The organism is Pectobacterium quasiaquaticum (assembly GCF_014946775.2).
GTDB classification, from domain to species: Bacteria; Pseudomonadota; Gammaproteobacteria; order Enterobacterales; family Enterobacteriaceae; genus Pectobacterium; species Pectobacterium aquaticum.
The window spans coordinates 2275631-2297448 of record NZ_CP065177.1; the positions used below are offsets into that span (position 1 = coordinate 2275631).

At 54.7% G+C, this 21818-nt stretch carries 20 protein-coding genes; 7 read left to right on the top strand and 13 right to left on the bottom strand.

Annotated features, from left to right (window positions below; all coding sequences use genetic code 11):
• Window positions 1-134: 134 nt before the first annotated feature.
• Window positions 135-680 (bottom strand): flavin reductase, encoded by a 546-nt coding sequence (locus IG609_RS10555; protein WP_193399502.1) that lies wholly within the window; start codon window positions 678-680, stop codon window positions 135-137.
• Window positions 681-999: 319 nt separating this feature from the next.
• Here IG609_RS10555 and IG609_RS10560 point away from each other — a divergent pair, with 319 nt between their 5' ends.
• The 6 genes from IG609_RS10560 to IG609_RS10585 all read left to right on the top strand — a co-directional run bounded on the left by IG609_RS10560 (window position 1000) and on the right by IG609_RS10585 (window position 6065).
• Window positions 1000-2328: an LLM class flavin-dependent oxidoreductase gene (locus IG609_RS10560; protein ID WP_039501075.1), complete on the top strand. Its 1329-nt coding sequence runs from the start codon at window positions 1000-1002 to the stop codon at window positions 2326-2328.
• 22 nt (window positions 2329-2350) lie between these two features.
• Window positions 2351-2500 (top strand): hypothetical protein, encoded by a 150-nt coding sequence (locus IG609_RS10565; protein WP_193399521.1) that lies wholly within the window; start codon window positions 2351-2353, stop codon window positions 2498-2500.
• Window positions 2501-2567: 67 nt separating this feature from the next.
• Entirely contained in the window at window positions 2568-3548 is a 981-nt protein-coding gene (locus IG609_RS10570) for an ABC transporter substrate-binding protein (RefSeq protein WP_193399503.1), read from the top strand.
• Window positions 3549-3632: 84 nt separating this feature from the next.
• Window positions 3633-4190: a GNAT family N-acetyltransferase gene (locus IG609_RS10575; RefSeq protein WP_193399504.1), complete on the top strand. Its 558-nt coding sequence runs from the start codon at window positions 3633-3635 to the stop codon at window positions 4188-4190.
• Window positions 4191-4271: 81 nt separating this feature from the next.
• A complete protein-coding gene (locus tag IG609_RS10580) occupies window positions 4272-5216 on the top strand; it encodes an amino acid ABC transporter permease (protein ID WP_193399505.1) in 945 nt (314 codons plus the stop codon).
• Window positions 5217-5240: 24 nt separating this feature from the next.
• A complete protein-coding gene (locus IG609_RS10585; RefSeq protein WP_193399506.1) occupies window positions 5241-6065 on the top strand; it encodes an amino acid ABC transporter ATP-binding protein in 825 nt (274 codons plus the stop codon).
• A gap of 34 nt (window positions 6066-6099) precedes the next feature.
• On the opposite strand, the gene arsC is transcribed toward IG609_RS10585, so the two are convergent.
• The 4 genes from arsC to IG609_RS10605 form a co-directional block, all read right to left on the bottom strand.
• Window positions 6100-6525: a glutaredoxin-dependent arsenate reductase gene (arsC, locus tag IG609_RS10590; protein WP_193399507.1), complete on the bottom strand. Its 426-nt coding sequence runs from the start codon at window positions 6523-6525 to the stop codon at window positions 6100-6102.
• Window positions 6526-6537: 12 nt separating this feature from the next.
• Window positions 6538-7827: an arsenic transporter gene (locus IG609_RS10595; RefSeq protein WP_180786955.1), complete on the bottom strand. Its 1290-nt coding sequence runs from the start codon at window positions 7825-7827 to the stop codon at window positions 6538-6540.
• Between the two features lie 46 nt (window positions 7828-7873).
• Window positions 7874-8194: a metalloregulator ArsR/SmtB family transcription factor gene (locus IG609_RS10600; protein WP_193399508.1), complete on the bottom strand. Its 321-nt coding sequence runs from the start codon at window positions 8192-8194 to the stop codon at window positions 7874-7876.
• Window positions 8195-8336: 142 nt separating this feature from the next.
• Complete coding sequence (locus IG609_RS10605) at window positions 8337-8786, bottom strand: hypothetical protein (RefSeq protein ID WP_193399509.1); 450 nt, start codon at window positions 8784-8786, stop codon at window positions 8337-8339.
• 457 nt (window positions 8787-9243) lie between these two features.
• On the opposite strand from IG609_RS10605, the gene IG609_RS10615 reads away from it, so the two are divergent.
• Window positions 9244-9639, top strand: coding sequence for a hypothetical protein (locus IG609_RS10615; RefSeq protein WP_048256898.1), 396 nt, complete (start codon window positions 9244-9246; stop codon window positions 9637-9639).
• Window positions 9640-9887: 248 nt separating this feature from the next.
• Here IG609_RS10615 and urtE read toward each other — a convergent pair whose 3' ends face one another.
• The 8 genes from urtE to atzF all read right to left on the bottom strand — a co-directional run bounded on the left by urtE (window position 9888) and on the right by atzF (window position 21728).
• The gene (gene urtE, locus IG609_RS10620) at window positions 9888-10586 is read right to left on the bottom strand and encodes an urea ABC transporter ATP-binding subunit UrtE (protein WP_193399510.1); all 699 of its coding nucleotides are present in this window, start codon (window positions 10584-10586) and stop codon (window positions 9888-9890) included.
• Between the two features lies 1 nt (window position 10587).
• Entirely contained in the window at window positions 10588-11376 is a 789-nt protein-coding gene (gene urtD, locus IG609_RS10625) for an urea ABC transporter ATP-binding protein UrtD (protein WP_174435763.1), read from the bottom strand.
• An 85-nt stretch (window positions 11377-11461) separates the two neighbouring features.
• Window positions 11462-12538, bottom strand: coding sequence for an urea ABC transporter permease subunit UrtC (urtC, locus tag IG609_RS10630; protein ID WP_193399520.1), 1077 nt, complete (start codon window positions 12536-12538; stop codon window positions 11462-11464).
• Window positions 12539-12561: 23 nt separating this feature from the next.
• Window positions 12562-14151, bottom strand: coding sequence for an urea ABC transporter permease subunit UrtB (gene urtB / locus IG609_RS10635; RefSeq protein WP_193399511.1), 1590 nt, complete (start codon window positions 14149-14151; stop codon window positions 12562-12564).
• 56 nt (window positions 14152-14207) lie between these two features.
• A complete protein-coding gene (urtA, locus tag IG609_RS10640) occupies window positions 14208-15476 on the bottom strand; it encodes an urea ABC transporter substrate-binding protein (RefSeq protein ID WP_193399512.1) in 1269 nt (422 codons plus the stop codon).
• Window positions 15473-16246 (bottom strand): GntR family transcriptional regulator, encoded by a 774-nt coding sequence (locus IG609_RS10645; protein ID WP_039518294.1) that lies wholly within the window; start codon window positions 16244-16246, stop codon window positions 15473-15475. Before IG609_RS10645 ends, urtA begins: the two co-directional genes overlap by 4 nt.
• Before the next feature lie 72 nt (window positions 16247-16318).
• Entirely contained in the window at window positions 16319-19933 is a 3615-nt protein-coding gene (gene uca, locus IG609_RS10650) for an urea carboxylase (protein WP_193399513.1), read from the bottom strand.
• Window positions 19926-21728 carry an allophanate hydrolase gene (atzF, locus tag IG609_RS10655; protein ID WP_193399514.1) on the bottom strand — a complete coding sequence of 601 codons (1803 nt, stop codon included), beginning with the start codon at window positions 21726-21728 and terminating at the stop codon, window positions 19926-19928. The genes uca and atzF overlap by 8 nt, the downstream gene beginning before the upstream one ends.
• Window positions 21729-21818 lie beyond the last annotated feature (90 nt).

Below are 21818 nucleotides of genomic sequence, written 5' to 3' on the forward strand. Positions count from 1 at the left end.
CTCATCCCCGTGTCTCTCCTAATATCGGACTGACGTAATCAACTCATCACCTCCGCCAGATTGATCTGACGGAGGCAGCAATTTTATAAATCAACTAATTACGATGAGGGCATTAGGAGAGAAAGTTGTACAGATTAACCCCGAACCGCATGATAACGGCGGGAAAAATACACCAGGCCATCGGTGCTTTCGCCCTGCTTAATCGCTAACACTCGGCAAATGAAGATATCGTGCGTCGCCGCACTCACCACCTCTTCAACCACGCAGTCAAACGCCACCAGCGCATCCCGCAACACCGGCGAGCCCGTATGTAACACATCCCACTCCGCCGCGGCAAAGCGTTCTTCGGTAGACGAGCGACTGCCAAACAGCGACGACAGCGCTTCATGATGAGCAGCCAGCGTATTGATACACAAATGCGTATTCGCCTGAAACGTGGGATATACCGACGACCCGCGATTCAGACACACCAGCAGCGTACCAGGCGAATCGCTGACGCTGGACACGGCGGATGCCGTAAATCCGGCCTTACCTGCCGGGCCATCCGTCGTAACGACATTGACCGCCGCGCTCAGCTTTGCCATCGCATCGCGAAACGCCTGCTGGTCAACGCGGGCAACCGCCGCAGAGAGAACCGCGTCATTCGCGGTAACGAGTCGTTCAGCAACAAGATCAGACATTAAATGCTTCCTTTAAATACGGCGAGAGACACGATCATTAACATTATACTAACAAAATAAGCCGCGTCATCATCTGAAATTTTCGAATTTCATTATCCATTTTTGTTGTTTTACATCACGTCGCGCCTCATCAATAGTGAAAACACGCCATTAACGCCCTATTAACCTTTCATTGAATACGTGAATGCCTATTAATGACTTGTTGATTGATAGCCGGTTTATTGACGGATTGTTTTCACTTTCATGGAAGTACGACCAATTAAGAATAAACATATTCAACGAATAACAAGCACATTCAATTAATAAAAGGTTCCTGATAATGAGTAAACAACAAACATCTTCAAACCGACAATTAAGACTGGGTTTACTATTACAAGGCGCAGCAGGAAATATGTCCGCGTGGCGACATAAAAACGTCGTACCCGACGCCAGCATTAATTTTGGTTTTGTTCTGGATGCGGTAAAAAAAGCCGAACAAGGGAAATTTGATTTTGTCTTCGTGGCCGACGGCCTGTATATCAATGAAAAATCGATCCCCCATTTTCTCAATCGCTTTGAACCGCTGACGCTACTGTCTGCGCTGGCTACCGTCACCACCCATATTGGTCTGGTCGGTACGCTCTCGACGTCGTATTCCGAGCCTTTCACCACCGCCCGGCAGTTCGCCAGCCTTGACCACCTGAGCAACGGTCGCGCAGGCTGGAACGTCGTGACATCACCGCTGGAAGGATCGGCGAAAAACTTTTCCCGTGCGCAGCACCCAGAACACGCGCTGCGCTACCGCATTGCCGATGAATTCCTTCAGGTGGCGAAAGGCCTGTGGGATTCCTGGGAAGACGATGCCTTTATTCGTGACAAAGCCAGCGGACAGTTCTTCGATCCTGAAAAGCTGCACACGCTGAACCATAAAGGGGAATTCTTCTCGGTACAGGGGCCGCTGAATATTGGCCGATCCGCGCAGGGTCGCCCTATTGTGTTTCAGGCCGGCGCGTCTGAAGACGGCCAAAAATTAGCCGCCAAACACGCCGATGCCATCTTCACCCATCAACACACGCTGGAAGAATCGCAACGTTATTACCGCGAGGTAAAACAGAAGCTGGAAGAAAACGGTCGCCGGGCCGATCAACTGCATGTGTTTCAGGGCGTCAGCGTGATTGTCGGCAACGACGCGGAGGACGTCGAGCGTCAGTATCAGGAAACCGCACAGCTGGTCACGATTGAGGATGCCCTCAATTATCTGGGACGCTACTTTGAACACTACGACTTCTCACAGCATCCGCTGGATGAACCCTTCCCCGATATCGGCGATCTGGGGAAAAACAGCTTCCGCAGCACCACCGATGAAATCAAACGCAACGCGCAGGAAAAAGGCTTAACGCTGCGGCAGGTCGCGCTGGAAGCCGCATCGCCACGCCCCGTCTTCAGCGGTACGCCCGAACAGGTGGCGGATGGCTTACAGCTCTGGTTTGAAAACGGTGCCGCTGACGGCTTCATCATTCAGGGCGGCACGCCGGATACGCTCAACCACTTTGTCGATCGCGTCGTTCCCCTACTGCAACAGCGCGGCCTGTTCCGTCAGGAGTATCCCGGCTATACGCTGCGGGAAAATCTGGCGCTGGATTATCCGGTGAATCAATTCACGCGTTAATTCGCGCAACAGGAGATTCACCGTGAAGCGTTCATCTTTTATCACCGTGACCGATCTGGCGACATTATTGAGCGCCACGCTGGTAATCCATGCGCAGGTGCTGGACCTCTGGGGGGAAGACGATGAAAAAATTACACAGTCCGTCGTGAACCCGCCAGGTATCGGCGATTAAGTAAAAATGGCACACCACAAAGTGACAGCGTCACAATTATAACAACTCACCTGCAAGGGAAAAACAAATGCAAAAAGAGATCGCCTACACCATCGCATATTCATCCAAGACGCATCGAGTACGTCCATCACTGCTGACAAGGCTACTGACGGGATCGCTGCTGCTCGGCACATTTTCCGTCACGACAGCACAGGCGGCTATCGACCTGAAAGCCAATCAGCAGCCGATTCATGCGCCGAAGAATGCAGACGCTATCGCACAGATTCCGGCTGACTTTACCTTCGTCACGCCGGGTAAATTCACCGTGGCGATTGCCGCGCTGGGATCGTCACCGCCGCTGGCGTTTCTGGCCGACGACAACAAAACCGTAGTAGGCAGCGAGCCAGATATCGCCCGGCTGGTGGCCGATAGCCTCGGTCTGGAACTCAATATCGTCCCTACCTCATGGGAAGACTGGCCGCTCGGCGTCGCTTCCGGTAAGTATGACGCCGCCATCATCAACATCACCGTCACCAAAGCGCGTAAGGAAAAGTTCGATTTCGCCACCTACCGCATCGACTCGCTCGGCTTCTATGTGAAATCCACCAGTAAGATTCAGTCCATCAAGGAAGCGAAGGACATCGCTGGGCTGAAGATTATTGTCGGCTCCGGCACCAATCAGGAAGCGGTGCTGCTGGCGTGGGATAAGCAGAATCGCGCTAACGGCCTGCCCGCTTTTCAGCCGGTTTATGTCACAGACGATGCGGCCGCCAACCTGAGTCTGCAATCCGGTCGTTCCGATGCCTATTTCGGCCCCAACGTGATCGGTGCCTACAAAGCGGAGCTAACTGGCAAGGTTAAGCATGTCGGTACGGTCAACGGCGGCTACCCCAACGTCGCACATATCGCGGTCACCACGCGCAAAGGCAGCGGGCTGGTGCAGCCGATTAATACCGCGCTGAACGGTGTGATTAAAAGCGGTGAATACGACAAGGTGCTGAACCGCTGGGGAGAAAGCATCGAACGTATTGACCGTTCAGAAATCAATCCGCCAGGACTGGGCGATTAATATCGCCGATGGCTATCGGGACGCCACGTTCGACACACAATGGCCACCGATAGCTCAAATATGTTAACGAATCAGGAGCATCCCATGTCCGACGACATCTTCATTGTGACCCAGCCCGAGGACCCTATCGTGGCCCCCATTATCGACGGCCTGTTCGCGGAATATGAACAGCGCTATGGCGACTTTTTTGGTGAGCGGGAAAGCGATCCACCGGGAATCTACCAGCAGCCGCACGGCATTTTTATTGCGCTGCTGCGTCGGGGCGTACCGATTGCCACCGGCGCGTTTAAACGCTACGACAGCACCACCGCTGAAATTAAACGGGTATGGACGGATAGCTCACTGCGTCGTCAGGGGCTGGCGGGGAAAGTGATGCAGGAGCTGGAGCAGCACGCCCGTCGGTTAGGCTATCAGCACTTTTTCCTGACCACGGGTTTCCGCCAGCCAGAAGCGGTGAACCTCTATCTGAGCCACGGCTATACGCCTCAGTTCGATATCCGCGTCGATCCCGCAACCTACAGTATTCCACCTTACGATGGGCGACTGCCGTTTAAGAAATCGCTGTTTGACGCGACGACGAACCGAGCAGCCCGGCAAACGACGGAAGTCGAGCTGATCGCTCGCCATTTGAAAGTGTGTTGACCCAGCACGCAGCGGCTCACCCTGTGCGGTGATTAAAAGCAAAAGGACGTTTTTCAGAATCACCTTCAAAGGGTATCGATTATGACGCAATCTCTACATACATCTTCTCAGCAAGCACCGCTGAGTCAGACGCAGGAACCGCCGCTGCACGTCGTGCCCGCGCGTTATCCCTTTCGTGTTGCCGGGGCACTCTTCTCCCTGTTTATTTTTGCCGCGATTATTCAGTCAATTGCGCTGAATCCTCGCTGGGAATGGGCGGTCTTTGCCGAGTGGTTTTTCAATCCAGTCATTCTCGCCGGTCTGGGGCAAACGCTGCTGTTGACCGCGCTTGGCACGTTATTCAGCATTATTTTCGGCACCGCGTTGGCGCTGGCTCGGCTTTCGCCGTCTTATCTGCTGTCCACGCTATCGTGGCTCTATATCTGGCTATTCCGATCGCTACCGCTGATTCTGGTGCTGATCATTCTCTACAATTTCTCGTATCTCTATGACGAGCTGGCGCTGGGAATTCCGTTTACCTCCGTGGTCTTCCTACGCTATCCGACGATCGATTTACTGGATCAGTTTTCCGTCGCGGTACTCGGCCTGACGCTGGTGCAGTCCGCCTACACGGCAGAGATCATTCGCGGCGGTATTCTTGGCGTCGATGCCGGCCAGTTTGAAGCCTCCGCTGCACTCGGTCTGCCCGGCGGTCGCCGTACGGTGCGCATCATTCTGCCACAGGCGCTACGTTCGATTCTGCCGACCGGTTTCAATGAGATCACCAGTCTGGCAAAAGGTACGTCGATCGTTTACGTACTGGCGCTGCCAGAGCTGTTTTACACCGTGCAGGTCATCTACAACCGTACGCAGCAGGTTATTCCACTGCTGATGGTCGCCACCATCTGGTATCTGCTGATCACCACGGTGCTATCCGTCATCCAATACTATGTGGAACGCTATGTGTCCCGCGGTGCCGTGCGTGAAATGCCGCCAACACCGCGCCAGAGGCTCATCCGTTTCCTCACGCGTAAGCACGCACGTTAATCTACCCGATTCTGGAGAGTCACCATGTCTGAAGCTATCGACTACTTTGCTCACGTGCGCACCATCGCACAGCCACAGGCAGAAAGCGCTCGTGGGCTGATTGAGATCCGCAATGTGGCGAAACATTTTGGTCAGCACAACGCGCTGGAGGATATCAATCTGACGCTGGCACCCGGTTCTGTCACCGTGATCCTGGGGCCGTCCGGTTCGGGAAAATCCACGCTGCTGCGCACCATTAATCACCTAGAGCGTGTTGATGAAGGTTTTATCCGCATCGACGGCGACTACATCGGCTATCGGCGCAAAGGAAATACGCTCTATGAATTGAAAGAAAAGGACGTACTGCGCCAGCGTATCAACGTCGGCTATGTGTTCCAGAACTTCAATCTGTTCCCACACCTTTCCGTGTTGGAAAACATCATTGAAGCCCCGTTGGCGCATAAGCTGTATTCACGTCAGGAAGCCGAAGATATTGCCTTTACTCTGCTGGAAAGCGTCGGCCTGCGCCATAAAGCACAGTCTTATCCCCGTCACCTGTCTGGCGGCCAGCAGCAGCGCGTCGCCATCGCCCGCGCGCTGGCACTTAAGCCGAAAGTGATGCTGTTTGATGAACCGACGTCCGCGCTCGATCCCGAACTGGTTGGGGAAGTGTTGGATGTCATCAAATCACTCGCCCGATCCGGCGTAACGCTGGTCGTCGTCACACATGAAATCGGCTTTGCGCGCGAAGTGGCAGACCGAGTCGTATTTATGGTAGACGGGAAAATTGTCGAAAGCGGCGATTCCTGGCAGGTACTGAACCACCCTCGCCACCCGCGGACGATCAACTTCTTGAATAAGGTGCTGTGAGAAAGCGCATTGGGCCAGATGACCCCTTCTGGCTCTATTTCACGCGTTGGCCCAATTTATCAGTGATTTTTTCACCATCTTCTTTGGTGAACTCGCCTTGCTGCGGATCGGGGAGAATATCCAGCACCAGCTCTGATGGACGACATAGTCGGGTTCCCAACGGAGTAACGACAATCGGACGGTTTATCAGGATCGGATATTGCAACATGAAATCAATGAGCTGTTCGTCAGTAAATCTTTCTTCAGCAAGCCCCAGTTGTGTATAAGGTTCTACGTTTTTGCGCAGCAAGGCTCGAACCGTGATTCCCATGTCGCCAATGAGCGCCACCAGTTCATCACGTGAAGGCGGCGTATCAAGATAGTAAATCACCGTGGGTTCTGCGCCGCTATTACGGATCATCTCCAGCGTATTACGCGAGGTGCCACAGTCAGGGTTGTGATAAATCGTTATTTTGCTCATATCAATATCTCATTACAACGTGATGGATAGCCGCAGCGCCAACGCAACCAGCGTGACAAACAGCACAGGCAGTGTCATGACAATTCCGATACGGAAATAGTATCCCCAACTGATCGTCATGTTTTTCTGTGATAACACATGTAACCAAAGCAGTGTCGCCAGGCTACCAATAGGTGTAATTTTCGGCCCCAGATCGCAGCCAATCACGTTGGCATAAATCATTGCCTCTTTAATAACGCCTGTTGCGGTGCTGCCGTCGATAGATAAGGCACCAATCAATACGGTGGGCATATTGTTCATGATTGAGGAAAGCAGCGCAGCCATAAAGCCAGTGCCAAGTGTGGCAGTCCACAGTCCTTTCTCCGCAAACAGATTCAGAATACTGGAAAGATATTCAGTTAACCCCGCGTTGCGCAGGCCATAGACCACTAAATACATACCGAGTGAGAAAATTACGATCTGCCATGGCGCACCACGCAGTACCTTACCCGTATTGATGGCATGACCTTTTTTTGCCACTGCGAGCAGAATAGTTGCGCCCACGGCCGCAATAGCACTGACGGGAATCCCCAAAGGTTCGAGGACGAAAAATCCGGTAAGCAAAAGCACCAAAACAATCCAACCCGCTCTGAACGTTGCCAGATCTTTAATGGCACTTGCCGGTGCTTTCAGCCGAGATACGTCGTAGGTTGCAGGGATATCCTTGCGAAAAAACAGGTGTAACATAATCAACGTCGCGATAATCGCTGCAATATCGACGGGAACCATAACCGATGCATATTCAGCAAACCCAAGGTTGAAAAAATCGGCAGACACAATGTTAACCAGATTAGAAACAATCAGCGGCAGGCTAGCCGTATCAGCAATAAATCCTGCAGCCATAACGAATGCCAGCGTCGTACCAGTGCTGAACCCCAAAGCCAACAGCATCGCAATCACAATCGGCGTGAGGATCAGCGCGGCGCCGTCGTTGGCAAACAACGCAGAAACGGCAGCGCCCAGCAAAACGATCCAGGTAAACAACAGACGCCCGCGCCCGTTTCCCCATCGGGATACGTGCAATGCCGCCCATTCGAAAAAACCCGATTCATCAAGCAATAGGCTGATGACAATCACCGCAATAAACGTCGCCGTCGCGTTCCAGACAATATTCCAGACAACCGGAATATCATTGAGGTGGATGACCCCGCTGAACAGCGCGAATACGGCCCCGATGCTGGCACTCCATCCGATACTGAGACCTCTGGGTTGCCAAATCACTAGGATCAAGGTCAGTAAAAATATGATTCCTGCCAATAACATGTCAAACCTCATCACATATGGAAAAAAGAATATATCCCTTCCTATTTCAGCATGAAGAAGAAGCGGATTTAGCGAGACACAGACGCACGTCATCACGCAGGCATTGCCATGCGGTGCTAATCGTTTCTGCGGCCCAGGCAGGCATGTGTGGAGACAATCGATAATGAATCCATTTCCCTTCACGGCGATCAAGAACTAAACCTGACTCACGTAATATTGCCATATGGCGGGAAATTTTAGGCTGAGACTCCGTGGTGGCAGCGCAGATATCACAGACGCACAATTCTCCCACTTCTCTAAGCAGCAAGATGATGGATAGCCTGGTCTCATCGGAAAGGATTTTGAAAAGTTGGACGGGCTGTAGCATTTTTAGCTCTCAATACACTTCATATACATATATGTTAATTCATATGTATTGGAATTGGAATCCTCTAATGCAAAATGTGGTTAAGGAACAGAAGGAATGACGCTGAAACTTAAGTACAATGGAGCCATTGCGCCTGACATGATTATTTGAGTGGCAATGGCTCAGCATACGGACTGCTGTAAACCTGCACCACCACGCTTTTATCTGTATCGAACGTCGCCACCGTCACAACATCATGCGTGCCCGCCGCTCGCCAACATTCAGCCTCAACATCGCAACGATCCTGCTTCTCATAACCCATTGACGTCAGATACGTATGAACCTTGCTGGTATCTTCAGTGCCATAGAAGTTCACTGTCCATACTTTAGCTTCCGGGCCGGTTACGTTCGAAAAATTGAAGTCATAGCGAGCGGTAATACGCGGCATGTTTTTCAGAATATCGGGGGTATAGAACGCATATTCCCTTTCATCCTGTTCGCTATAGTGCGCGCTACTGGCAAAATTCATGTTGATATACGGCCATATCGTACCGATCACAGCCGCAACAACGATGATGCCGATAACAGCAAAAATCTTCAGCGGTTTACTCATCCTTAAGCTCCCTTTCCTTTTAACTAAGATAAACAATGCATTATCTGCTTAAGGCGGTATTTTACACAATTTGCTCAACCAGCAGAATCGGCATGTCGTCAAGCGGTGCCAGTTGGCAGATGACCGCGACGATCTCTTTGATTATTGACGGCTGTATTACTTCTATCGGTTTATCCAGCATTAACCACGTTTGAGCGTAGGCATTACATTTAATACGACATCAATTTATTGAATAAAATATTCCCAAAAAAACAAATTTTAAGAAATCATAAGCAACCAATAGTAGAGAAATTATATTTGATAATATTAATTAATTGATAGGTTAAAACATTGGTAATTTCTTTAGTGTTATGGGTTAAGATAACGCCGGTTTTTAATGGACCGGTTTATTGATTATTACATGCATTGTAAGAGTGTATTAACTTGCCAATAAATTATTTTCCCAGGAGATTTAATCATGCGAAATACATCCCTTAGCATATTTATGCTAGCCTTTTTTTCTTTCGCCGCAGAAGCCGCAACGAACATAACGATTGATCCTCAAAGAAATTGTTTGAGCGCCCCGTTTACTGACACCCTAACAGGCACACCTGTAAAATTTACTTTAGATCAAGGGAGATATGTTGTTTCTCTCGTTTCTAATACGATGAATTGCATGGGCGCGTCTAATAGTTGCATTATCGATAGCGTTATGTTGCAAGGTGGATTTAAAAACGCACGCTGGGGAGTTTCTGTGACCAGCAATCCGACGGTTGTGGATACAACAACATCGCCGTTTGTAGCCTATATCGTTGACGATAATTGTAATGATAATGCTGGGAAGGCAACATTATTAATACAAAAAGCAGAATAACTCGCTTCCAATTAACTTATTTTTCGGATTTGGATTTAATTTTAAACATCAAGAAAAATTGATAATTTTACATCCTAAATAATTCGAAATGATGGACAATACGTTAACGTTTTGAATAACGAAAACAGTTAGCCTGTTAGCGATCACTCTACTAAATAAAATTAGGCTGCATCTCTCCATTCCGCAATATTTGGAATAGATAGACGCAGCCTATCCCTTATTCTATACAAAATAATAAGCAACACGTATTAAATCGCGACCAGGCCCCGCACGCCGTCCTGTTCCATCGTTTCACCTCGCCCGCGCTGTATGATTTCCCCGCGAGACATCACCAGATAGCTGTCGGCCAGTTCGGCGGCGAAGTCGTAAAACTGTTCGACCAGCAAAATCGCCATATCACCACGCTGTGCCAGTTGACGGATCACCGCGCCGATCTCTTTGATCACCGACGGCTGTATGCCTTCTGTCGGCTCATCCAGAATCAGCAACTGCGGTTTACAGGCCAGCGCCCGCCCGATCGCCAACTGTTGCTGTTGCCCACCGGACAAATCACCGCCGCGCCGCTGCTTCATTTCATCCAGCACCGGGAAAAGTTGATAGATTTCATCCGGCACCTGCCGCGCCTGCTTGCTCGGAAAGCGTGACAGCCCCATCAGCAGGTTCTCTTCCACCGTCAGCCGAGGAAAAATCTCCCGTCCCTGCGGCACGTAGGCAATGCCGGACTGCACGCGCTGATAGGGTTTACGCGAGTTAATCGCTTCGCCCTGCCAGCGAATCGTGCCGGACTTCGCCGGAATCAACCCCATCAGGCATTTCAGCAACGTGGTTTTCCCCACGCCGTTGCGCCCTAACAGACAGGTAATTTCGCCGGGTTTTACCTCAAACGACAGGCCGCGCAGAATGTGGCTGCCGCCGTAATATTGATTCAGTTCAGCAATCTCTAACATGTTAGCGCCCCAGATAAACGTCAATCACCTGCTCATTCGCCTGCACTTCACGCAGCGATCCCTCCGCCAGCACCTGCCCTTGATGCAGCACGGTCACGCGGTCAGCGATGCTCTCGACAAAGCCCATATCGTGTTCCACTACCATCAGCGAGTGTTTGCCCGCCAGACTGCGAAATAGCTCAGCGGTATAGGCCGTTTCGGCATCCGTCATCCCCGCAGCAGGTTCATCAAGCAGCAGTAAATGCGGCTCTTGTACCAACAGCATGCCAATCTCCAGAAACTGCTTTTGCCCGTGCGACAACAGCCCAGCAGGTCGCTGACGTTCATGACCGAGCCGCAGCAGCGCCAGCGTTTCATCAATCCGGTCACGCTGCTCGCTGTTCAGTCTGGCACGCAGACTCGCCCACACCGATTTGTCGGTTTTCAGCGCGATGTCGAGATTTTCAAACACCGTCAGCGCTTCAAATACCGTCGGTTTTTGGAATTTCCGGCCAATTCCCGCACGGGCGATGTCTACCGGCGACAGCGTCGTCAGATCGGTGTATTGATCGTAAAATGCCTTGCCGTTATCCGGTCGCGTTTTGCCGGTGATGACATCCATCAACGTCGTTTTCCCCGCGCCGTTTGGGCCGATGATGCAGCGCAGTTCCCCTACACCAATCTGCAACGACAGATCGGTAAGCGCACGGAAGCCGTCAAAACTCACATTAATCTTGTCGAGTTGCAGCACCGGATCGGTCTGATGCCGATGGCGATCCGACGGGTGCGGCTGCGCGAATTTTGGCTCCATCAATGCGGGCTGAGCCACGACAGTTTGTGAAGGCGCATTTTGTGAAGACATAGCTTGTGCTGGAACCAATGGCACAGATAAAGACTCAGTCATGTTTCTTCCTCGCCAGTAATCCAATCACGCCACGCGGCAAAAACAGCGTGACGAGAATAAACATCAGCCCCAAAAAGAACAGCCAGTATTCGGGAAAGGCGACGGTAAACCAGCTTTTCGCCCCGTTGACAATACCCGCGCCGAGCAGCGGCCCAATCAGCGTTCCACGCCCACCCAGCGCAACCCAAATGGCGGCTTCGATGGAGTTGGTCGGCGACATTTCACCAGGATTGATAATGCCGACCTGCGGCACATAGAGTGCGCCCGCCAGCCCGCACAGCACCGCGGAAAGTGTCCAGACAAACAGCTTGAAGCCTTTCGGATCGTAGCCGCAGAACATCAGACGATTTTCCGCATCACGCACCGCTGTAAGTACGCGGCCAAATTTACTGCGCGCCAGCGCAAATCCCACCAGCAGGCTGGCAATCAACAGCAGCACGGTAGCGACAAACAGCCCAATGCGCGTACTGGTAGCCGTAATGGGGAAACCGAGCAGCGTCGTAAAACCGGTAAATCCGTTATTGCCGCCAAAGCCGGTTTCGTTACGGAAGAACAGCAGCATCCCAGCGTAGGTCAGCGCCTGCGTCATAATTGAGAAATACACGCCTTTGATTTTGGAGCGGAACGCGAACCAGCCGAACACAAACGCCAGTACGCCCGGCACCAGTACAATCAGGCACAACGCCCAGACGAAATACTGAGTTCCTGCCCAGAACCACGGTAGTTCCGTCCACGACAGAAATGACATAAACGCAGGCATTCCTTCGCCAGCCGCCTGCCGCATCAGGTACATGCCCATCGCGTAACCGCCCAGCGCGAAAAACAGGCCGTGACCGAGCGACAGCAGACCGGCGTAGCCCCACACCAGATCCAGCGCGACGGCGACAATCGCATAGCATAGAATTTTGCCGATCAGCGTCAGTGTATAGGTCGAGATCGCGAGCGGATTCTCTGCGGGCAATAGCGCGAGAAACGGCAGGATCAGCAAAGCCAGGAAAGCGATCGAGCCAAGGCCAAGCATGAGCCGCGGCGCACGCTGAGTCAGGGTTATTGTCATGGGCTGTTTAATAGATTGCGTAATAGGTTGCGTCATCAGTCAATCACCCGTCCTTTGAATGCAAACAGCCCCTGTGGCCGTTTCTGAATAAACAGCACGATCAATATCAGAATGACGATTTTTCCCAGCACGGCACCCATCTGCGGTTCGAGCACTTTGTTGAGAATGCCGAGGCTGAACGCAGCGACCACCGTCCCCGCCAGTTGCCCAACGCCGCCCAGCACGACGACGAGGAAGGAATCGATGATGTAGCCCTGTCCCAGCTCCGGCCCGACGTTGCCCAATTGCGACAACGCCACACCGCCAAGACCTGCGATGCCGGAACCCAGCCCAAAGGCCAACATATCGACGCGTCCGGTCGGCACGCCGCAGCAGTCCGCCATCGCTCGATTTTGTGTCACCGCACGCACATTCATACCAAGACGAGTTTTATTAAGGAGTAGCCAGGTGAGCAGCAGCACGCCGAGGACGAACACAATCACCGCGATGCGGTTATACGGCAGCACCAGATTCGGCAGCAGGCGCAGCCCGCCAGACAGCCACTCGGGGTTCGCGACTTCCAGATTTTGCGTGCCGAACAGCATCCGCACCAGTTGGATCAGCATCAGGCTGATACCCCAGGTCGCCAACAGCGTTTCCAGCGGTCGGCCATAAAGATGACGAATCACCGTACGCTCCAGAACCATACCGACGCCAGCGGTGATAAAGAAGGCAACAGGCAGCGCCAGCAGCGGATAATACGCCAGCCAGCTCGGCGCAAACTGCTGGCACAGCGACTGCACCAGCCAGGTCGCATAAGCGCCCAGCATCAGCATTTCGCCGTGCGCCATGTTGATAACGCCCAGTAGCCCGTACGTGATCGCCAGTCCCAGCGCCGCCAGCAGCAGGATAGAGCCAAGCGATAGCCCGGTAAACGCCTGCCCCAGCAGATCGCCCACGATCAAACTTTGCTTAATCTGATCCAGACTCTCCTGCGCCGCCGCCCGCACGCCGGTATCCAGCTCGTTCTGCGCCTGCGTTAGCGGCTGTAAACGTGCCTGCATCTGCGGGTCGCCGGTCTGCCCTAAGCGTTTGACCGCTTCAAGACGCACCAACGGATTGGGATCGCTTAATTGCCGAGTCGCAATAGCGGTATTCAGCGCGTCATGTACCTGCGCATCTTTTTCTACCCCAAGACGTTGTACCAACAGCGGCAGTTGTTCCGCACTGCTGTCGCTTTGTAGCTGTCGTACGGCATTCAGGCGCGTTGCGGCATCATCACTGACAAGTTGATGCGCAGCCAGCGCGGTGGCAACCAGCCCGCGCAAACGGTTATTCATAAACAGTTTTTTGGTCGCACCCACCGGTTCCGCGCTCCCTTCCAGCGGGGTTAACGTGCCCTGCACGTCCATAAACGGCTGCTGGTTCCGATCAAGCACGACCGACTCGTCGCGCAGCGCCTGTAACAGCGGCAAGCGTGCAGGTTCCGGTGCTGCGGCCCATTGTTGCAGCAGTTCGGCCTGCTGCGTGCGGCTGGCGGCGGCGAAATCGGCCGCAGGTCCGGCCTGCGCGAACAGGGGAAACATCAGACACAGCGACAGCACAAACGTAGATAATCGATGACCCATCATCGCAATGTCCGCCATATAAGAGAGATAATATCCCCGTCCGACATGCTGGACGGGGCGTATAGGACCGATGCTTACTGCGCGGCTTTGATTGGATGATCGGGCTTCTTATCGTTACCGGCGATGTACGGGCTCCACGGCTGGGCGCGAACCGGCTTATCGGTTTGCCAGACCACGTTGAACTGACCGTTTTCCTCAATCTCACCAATCATCACCGGCTTGTGCAGATGGTGGTTGGTCTTGTCCATCGTCAGCGTAAAGCCATCCGGTGCGGCAAAGGTCTGTCCGGCCATCGCGGCGCGGACTTTATCTACGTCCGTGGTACCCGCTTTCTCTACCGCCTGCGCCCACATATGAATGCCGACATAGGTCGCTTCCATCGGATCGTTAGTCACCACCGTGCCCGCGTTCGGCAGATTTTTCGCTTTGGCATAGGCTTTATAGGCTTCCACGAAGTCATCATTGGTTGGGTTATCGACCGACTCAAAGTAGTTCCACGCGGCTAAATGGCCGACCAGCGGTTTGGTATCGATCCCGCGCAGTTCTTCTTCACCGACAGAGAACGCAACAACCGGTACATCGGTGGCTTTGATTCCCTGATTCGCCAATTCTTTATAGAACGGCACGTTGGAATCACCGTTGATGGTGGAAACCACCGCGGTCTTACCGCCCGTCGAGAACTTCTTGATGTTGGAAACGATGGTCTGGTAATCGCTGTGGCCAAACGGCGTATACACTTCCTCGATATCTTTGTCCTGCACGCCTTTGGAATGCAGGAACGCGCGCAGGATCTTGTTGGTGGTACGCGGATACACATAGTCCGTACCCAGCAGGAAGAAACGCTTCGCCGCCCCGCCGTCTTCACTTATCAGATATTCCACGGCTGGGATCGCCTGCTGATTCGGTGCCGCGCCGGTGTAGAACACGTTCGGCGACATCTCTTCACCTTCATACTGTACCGGGTAGAACAGCAGCCCGTTCAATTCCTCAAACACCGGCAGGACCGACTTACGCGATACCGATGTCCAGCACCCGAACACCACCGCCGCTTTGTCCTGCGTCAGCAGTTGACGCGCCTTTTCAGCAAACAGCGGCCAGTTCGAGGCCGGATCGACCACCACCGGCTCCAGTTTTTTACCCAACACGCCGCCTTTGGCGTTGATTTCATCAATGGTCATCAGCGCCACATCCTTCAGCGGCGTTTCCGAAATCGCCATCGTGCCAGACAGAGAATGCATAATGCCGACTTTGATGGTGTCCGCCGCCTGCACGCTCCAGGTCAACCCCATACCAACCACTGTCGCAGAAAGCGCAAAAACCTTTAGCAATGAACGTCTTTTCATTTATTAGCCCTTAAGTCGTGTTGAGTGAGAATGGAATCGTGTGATGCGTCAGGTGAAACAGATGCGGTTGAAACAGATTGAGGCCGCGCCTGCTGTAGCATGTGTAAGGTGATCTTTCTGACTTCGGCCTTACTGACGGCGATGTGGTCGGTCAGAATGCGCTGTGCCTCCTCGGTGTGCTGTTGCAATATCGCCAGCAGAATGCGGGCATGTTCTTTATAGGTTGCGTCGATACGATCCTCGCGGGTGAAATCGAGACGGCGAATAATGCGGATTTTCTCCGTCAGTTCGCCGTGAACCCGCGCCATTTCGCTGTTGCCTGCCGCTGTCACCAGCCCACGGTGAAACCCTTCGTCGTAGCGGGAGACGATTTTGCCGTCGTCCAGACGCGGATCCTCAATCCAGAAGCGTTTCAGGTCCGCCAATAGCTCGGTGCAGCGCCCCGGCGGCATCCCGCACAGCCGACGAATGGCTTCGCGCTCCAGCACAATGCGAAAGTCATACAGTTCCTCGAAATATTCGAAATCAAACGGACGAACCTGCCAGCCGCTGCGGAAATAGACTTCGACATAGCCTTCCCGCTCCAGCCAGAACAGCGCCTGACGCACCGGCGTGCGGCTGACCGACATTCGCTCGGCAATTTCATTTTCACTAAAGCGGTCACCCGGCATCAGACGAAAGTCGAAAATGTCGTTTTTCAGTGTTTGATAGACCCGCTCCGCCAGCGCTTCCGGGCGATCTTTACTGCTCTTTTGTGTGCCTGCTCGCATCGTGTTCTCCGCTTCGCCGTTTATTACCGTTGGTCCGTTTATTCAGGCTTTCGCTTTCGTTTCAATCGGTTCTTACTCCAGCCACAGCAAGGCATCGCCGGGGCTGACCGGTCGTCCCGGCTGGCAACCAATGCGTTTCACCCGACCAGACTGCGGTGCGCTAATCGTCAGCTCCATCTTCATCGCTTCGACGATAATCAGCGGCTGTCCGGCTTCGATGACATCCCCCACGTTCACCAACACTTTCCAGATGTTGCCGTTCATATCCGCGCTGACCTGAAACGCGCTCTCGTCGTTCTCCACGGGAGCAGCCGAAACCACGTCCTGCGGCGAGCTGTCATCCTCCTGCTGCCACAGCGCCACCTCCGTTTCAAACGCCGTGGCCTGACGCTGGCGGAACGCGGCAATATCGTCGGCCTGCGCCGTCAGGAAGCGCGAGTGTTCAGCAAAATCAAATTGGGTTTCTTCGATGCGAATTGCCGCGCGTCCTTCGCGGAAGTCATCGCGCAGCGCCGTCAGTTCGGCTTCGCTGACCGGATAAAATCGCACCTGATCGAAGAAGCGCAGCAGCCAGGGCTCACCCGCAATGAACTGATCGTTTTTGAGGAATTTGTTCCAAATAGGCAACGTGCGCCCCACCAGTTGATAGCCGCCCGGCGAATCCATGCCATAGATGCACATGTACATCCCGCCGATACCAACGGTGCCTTCGGCGGTGAAAGTACGCGCCGGATTGTATTTGGAACTCAGCAGGCGGTGGCGCGGATCGACCGGCACCGCACAGGGGGCACCGAGATAAACGTCACCCAGCCCCAGAATCAGGTAGCTGGCATCGAAAATGATGTCACGCACATCGTCACGGCTCGGCAAGCCATTAATGCGCTGAATGAAATCGACGTTATTCGGCAGCCAAGGTGCGTTGGCGCGTACGGTTTCACGGTAGCGTTCCACCGCGCCGAGCGTAGCGCTATCTTCAAACGCCATCGGCAAATAGACGATGCGTGACGGCACTTTCATCTGGCTCACGTCGCCAAGCTGACTTTCCAGATGCAGCAACACGTCCAGCAGTGCACGCTGGCGGAGAACCCGGCTGTCGTAGCGCACCTGTAGCGACCGCACGCCGGGCGATAGCTCTTCGATCCCCGCCGTTTCAGACGCGCGGATCGCGACCATTAGCAGGTGAACGCGCAGCCGCAGTGCCAGATCCAGCACATTCTCGCCGTATTCGATCAGAACGTAGTTATCCCCCGCCTGACGATACACGGCAGCGGGTGTCGTCGCCGTAGCGGGTACCGCAGCCAGCACCGTGGCAGAGCCGTATTCCGTTGTCGCCAACGAAGGCACATCAAACGTGGGCGAATGCGCCGTACCCAGCGTGGACACGCAGGCAGACTGCGCCTGTTCCAGCGCCAGCGCTTCGTCCGCGCTAATGGGATGGAAACGGATACGGTCGCCCGGCTTAACCTGACCGACTTTCCACAGTTCCGCTTTGGCGATGGTGACCGGACAGACAAATCCGCCCAGACTCGGCCCATCCCGCGTGAGGATCACCGGGAAGTCACCGGTAAAATTCACGGCGCCAATGGCATATTCACAGTCGTGAACGTTGGAAGGATGCAGACCGGCCTCGCCGCCGTTAGCTCGCGTCCAGGTGGGTTTCGGCCCGACCAGACGCACGCCCAGCCGGTTCGAGTTGTAGTGCACCTGCCATTCCGCTGCGAAGAATTCATCAATCGCCGCGTGGGTAAAGAAATCCGGTGCACCGTGCGGGCCATAGAGCACGCCAATGCGCCACTCATCGCCGTACTGCGGAATCAGTGCGGCGTCCACGGCCTGCGGGGCGCTCACCGGCGCAGGCGTGGTGCAGGCGGGCAAGTCGGGTTGAGAAATCGCCAGCATATCCGCCACGCGCAGTGTTCGTCCGGCGTGACCGCCAAATTCCCCCAGCGCGAACGTCGAGCGGCTGCCGAGATACTGCGGTACATCGATACCGTTACGCACCGCCAGATAGGTACGACAGCCGGACTGCGCGCGCCCTAGCGTCAGCGTTTGCCCGGCCGTTATCGTCACCGGTTGCCAATACGGTACCGTTTCGCCATCCAGCGTCGCCGGACAGTCTGCTCCCGTCAGCGCAATCACCACCTCGCGGTGAAAACGCAGCGTCGGGCCTTGCAGCGTAAACTCCAGCCCTGCCGCGGCTTCATCGTTACCGACAATACGGTTCGCCAGCCGGAACGCGAAGTCGTCCATCGGGCCAGACGGCGGCACGCCGATATCCCAATAGCCAAGGCGTCCGGGATAGTCCTGCACGCTGCTCCAGGTACCGGGTTGAATCACCTCAATAACCGACGCGGACGGCGTAAAGCTGTCGAGCATCCGTGTCCAGACCGTTCCGCTGCGGAACGCATCGGTAGCGATAATTTGACGCAGATAATCCAGATTGGTGGCAATACCGTGCAAACGTGTGGCACTCAGCGCCTGCTGCATCTTCTCCAGCGCCAGTTCACGGGTTTCCGCGTGAACGATCAGCTTGGCGATCATCGGATCGTAATACGCCGATACTTCGGTGCCGGTGCTCACCCAGCCGTCAACCCGTACGCCATCGGGAAACGCCACTTCGGTCAGCACGCCAGGGCTAGGCTGGAAGTTTTTCAGCGGATCTTCCGCGTAAATACGCACCTCTATCGCGGCGCCACGCGGAGCCTGCATCAGTTGCGCCCAGTCTAAGGGTTCATCCGCCGCGACGCGCAGCATGCATTCGACCAAATCCAGCCCAGTGACGCACTCCGTCACCGGATGTTCAACCTGCAAACGGGTATTCACTTCGAGGAAAAAGAACGCATCGCGCTCGGCGTCATAGATAAACTCCACCGTTCCCGCACTGCGGTAGTTAACCAGTTCGCCCAGTTTCACCGCCGAGGCCAGCAGCGCTACTCGCGTAGCGTCCGGCAAATGCGGTGCGGGGGTTTCTTCCACGACTTTCTGGTTACGGCGTTGCAGTGAACAATCGCGTTCGCCCAGCGCGACCACCCGGCCTTTGCCATCGCCAAAAATCTGTACTTCGACGTGACGCGCCCGATCGATGCAGCGTTCAAGAAAAACGCCTGCATCGCTAAAGAACTGTTCCCCCAATCGGCGCACGCTTTCCCACGCAGCCTGTAGCGCTTCTGCATCCGCGCAGCGCGTCAGGCCAATGCCGCCGCCCCCCGCGGTACTTTTCAGCATCACCGGATAGCCGATATCCTCGGCGGCGACCAGCGCGTCCTCCAGCGAGGCCAGCAGCGGCGTTCCCGGCGTCATCGGCACACCGGCAGCGGCGGCCAATTCACGGGCGCGGTGTTTCAGGCCAAACTCGCCAATTTGCTGCGCGGTTGGCCCGACAAACGCAATACCGGCCTTTTCACACGCAGCGGCAAACGGCAGGCTTTCTGACAGAAAACCGTAGCCCGGCCAGATAGCCTCAGCCCCTGTCTGCTGTGCGGCGGCCAGTACCTTATCGATACACAGATAGCTGTCGCTGGCCTTCTCGCCGCCAATCGGTACAGCAATATCTGCATCTTTCACATGCTGCGCGTTTTTATCCGCATCGGAATATATCGCCACGCTGGTTATTCCCAGGCGTTTCAGTGTGCGTATGGCGCGACAGGCAATTTCACCGCGGTTAGCGATCAGTACAGTCTTAAACATGGGACGCCTCCTGACGGGTAAGCCAGTGACGCCAGCCGCCGAATTCGGTGATATCCACGGCATCGCTCAGCGCAGCCGGTTCGCAGATAAAGCCTTTAACCTGTCGCCCGTCGATTAACGTCAGCGTACCCATGCCTAACGGCGCGGGAATTTCTGCGACAAACTCACCAAAGCGCGCCAGCGGGATGTCCCACAGCTCGACGATAATCGCCGCGCCGTCGGTGCTTTTCGCTAAACCGGGCTTGGCCGGTTGCGTGTTCGCCAGCGCATAAAGGCGATAGTTCTCCGCTGTGCGCGTCTCTTCTACCCGCACGGCATCGCGGCTGGTCAGTTGGTGATTGAGCGGCATGCCCGTCAGGTGTGCGCCAACAACGGCGAGGCGAACGTGCAATGCCGAAGGCGGCAAGGTGGCCGGTCCCACAGGCAGCGTTTTTCCTGTTGCTCCCAGCGTGAGCGCCAATTGCGTCTGCCAGCGCAAGCCGAAGCTCGCCAATGCACGGTCGTGCCAGGCGGGCGCAATCAGTGTGATACCCGCCGGTAAACCATCGGTACGGAAAGGTGCTGGTAGCGCCAGCGCCGAGAGATCGGCCAGATTGGTAAAGTTGGTGTAGGTTCCCAACTGAGAGTTGTAGCGCACCGGCTCTTGCTTCATCGCCTCACGCGTGTGGATCGTCGGTGAGGTCGGCACGACTAATGCATCGAACGACGCCAGCGTCTGCTGAATATGACGCGCCAGTTCGGCACGCAGGTACTCAGCTTTAAAGGCCTCCACCGCGCTGAAGCGCTCACCGTTCGCCACAATACCGTGAACCACCGGATCCATATTTTCTGGCTGTTGCAGCATGTCGCCCACCGCGACCGTGCGTTCCGCTACCCAGGGGCCTTGATAAAGCTGATCGGCTAGCTGCGTGAAGATACTGAAATCGATCGGGTGCAGCGTCGCGCCCGCTGCTTCCAATTCCACCAGCGCGTGCTGCCATGCCGCCTGCGCGACAGTATCAGAAAAGAAAGTGGGATCACTGGGAATAGCAAAGCGCGGATTCGCTGGCAGCGCCGCAGGCGTACTGGCGGGATGGCTGCGCGAGTAGGCATCCGTTGCATCGTACCCGCCAGCCAGTTCAGCAACGGTAAATGCATCGTCGACGGTCAGCGCAAACACGGAAATCGTATCATTCAGGCGACAGGCCGGTACGACACCGCTTGCCGATAGCCACCCTTTCGTCGGCTTCAGGCCGACAATATTGTTAAACCCGGCAGGAACGCGCCCCGACCCGGCGGTATCGGTTCCCAGCGAAAACGCAACCAGCCCGCGCGCCAGTACCGAAGCCGATCCTGAACTGGAACCGCCGCTGATGTATTCCGCATTAAAGGTGTTTGGCACAGCACCGAACGGTGAGCGCGTGCCGACCAGACCGGTCGCAAACTGGTCGAGGTTGGTTTTACCAATGACAATCGCCCCCGCCGCTTTCAGTTTGGCAACGGCAGTCGCGTCCTTATCAGCCAGATAGGTAAATGCCGGACACGCCGCGCTCGTTGGAAAGCCCGCGACATCAATATTGTCTTTGACGGCAAAAGGAATGCCGAACAGCGGTAGTGCGTCTGGATTGTCACGGTACCGAGGCAATAGCGCCGCAATCTGAGCCTGAAGCAGTTCAGGTGTCGCTAGTGCGATCCATGCGGGATCGTCCGGCGACAAGCTGGCGAGCAGCGCGCCTAGCGTTTCACCAACGCGATCGGCCTGCTGTTGATAATGCTGTTTCCATTCCTGAAGCGTGAGCCCTGTCATTCTTGGCATGATGTGAATCCCATCTGGTATACAAGATTGAATTCACTAAAGCGAAAACCATGCCAGCTTTTACCCTGTTGATTTTTATGAGATTAGATT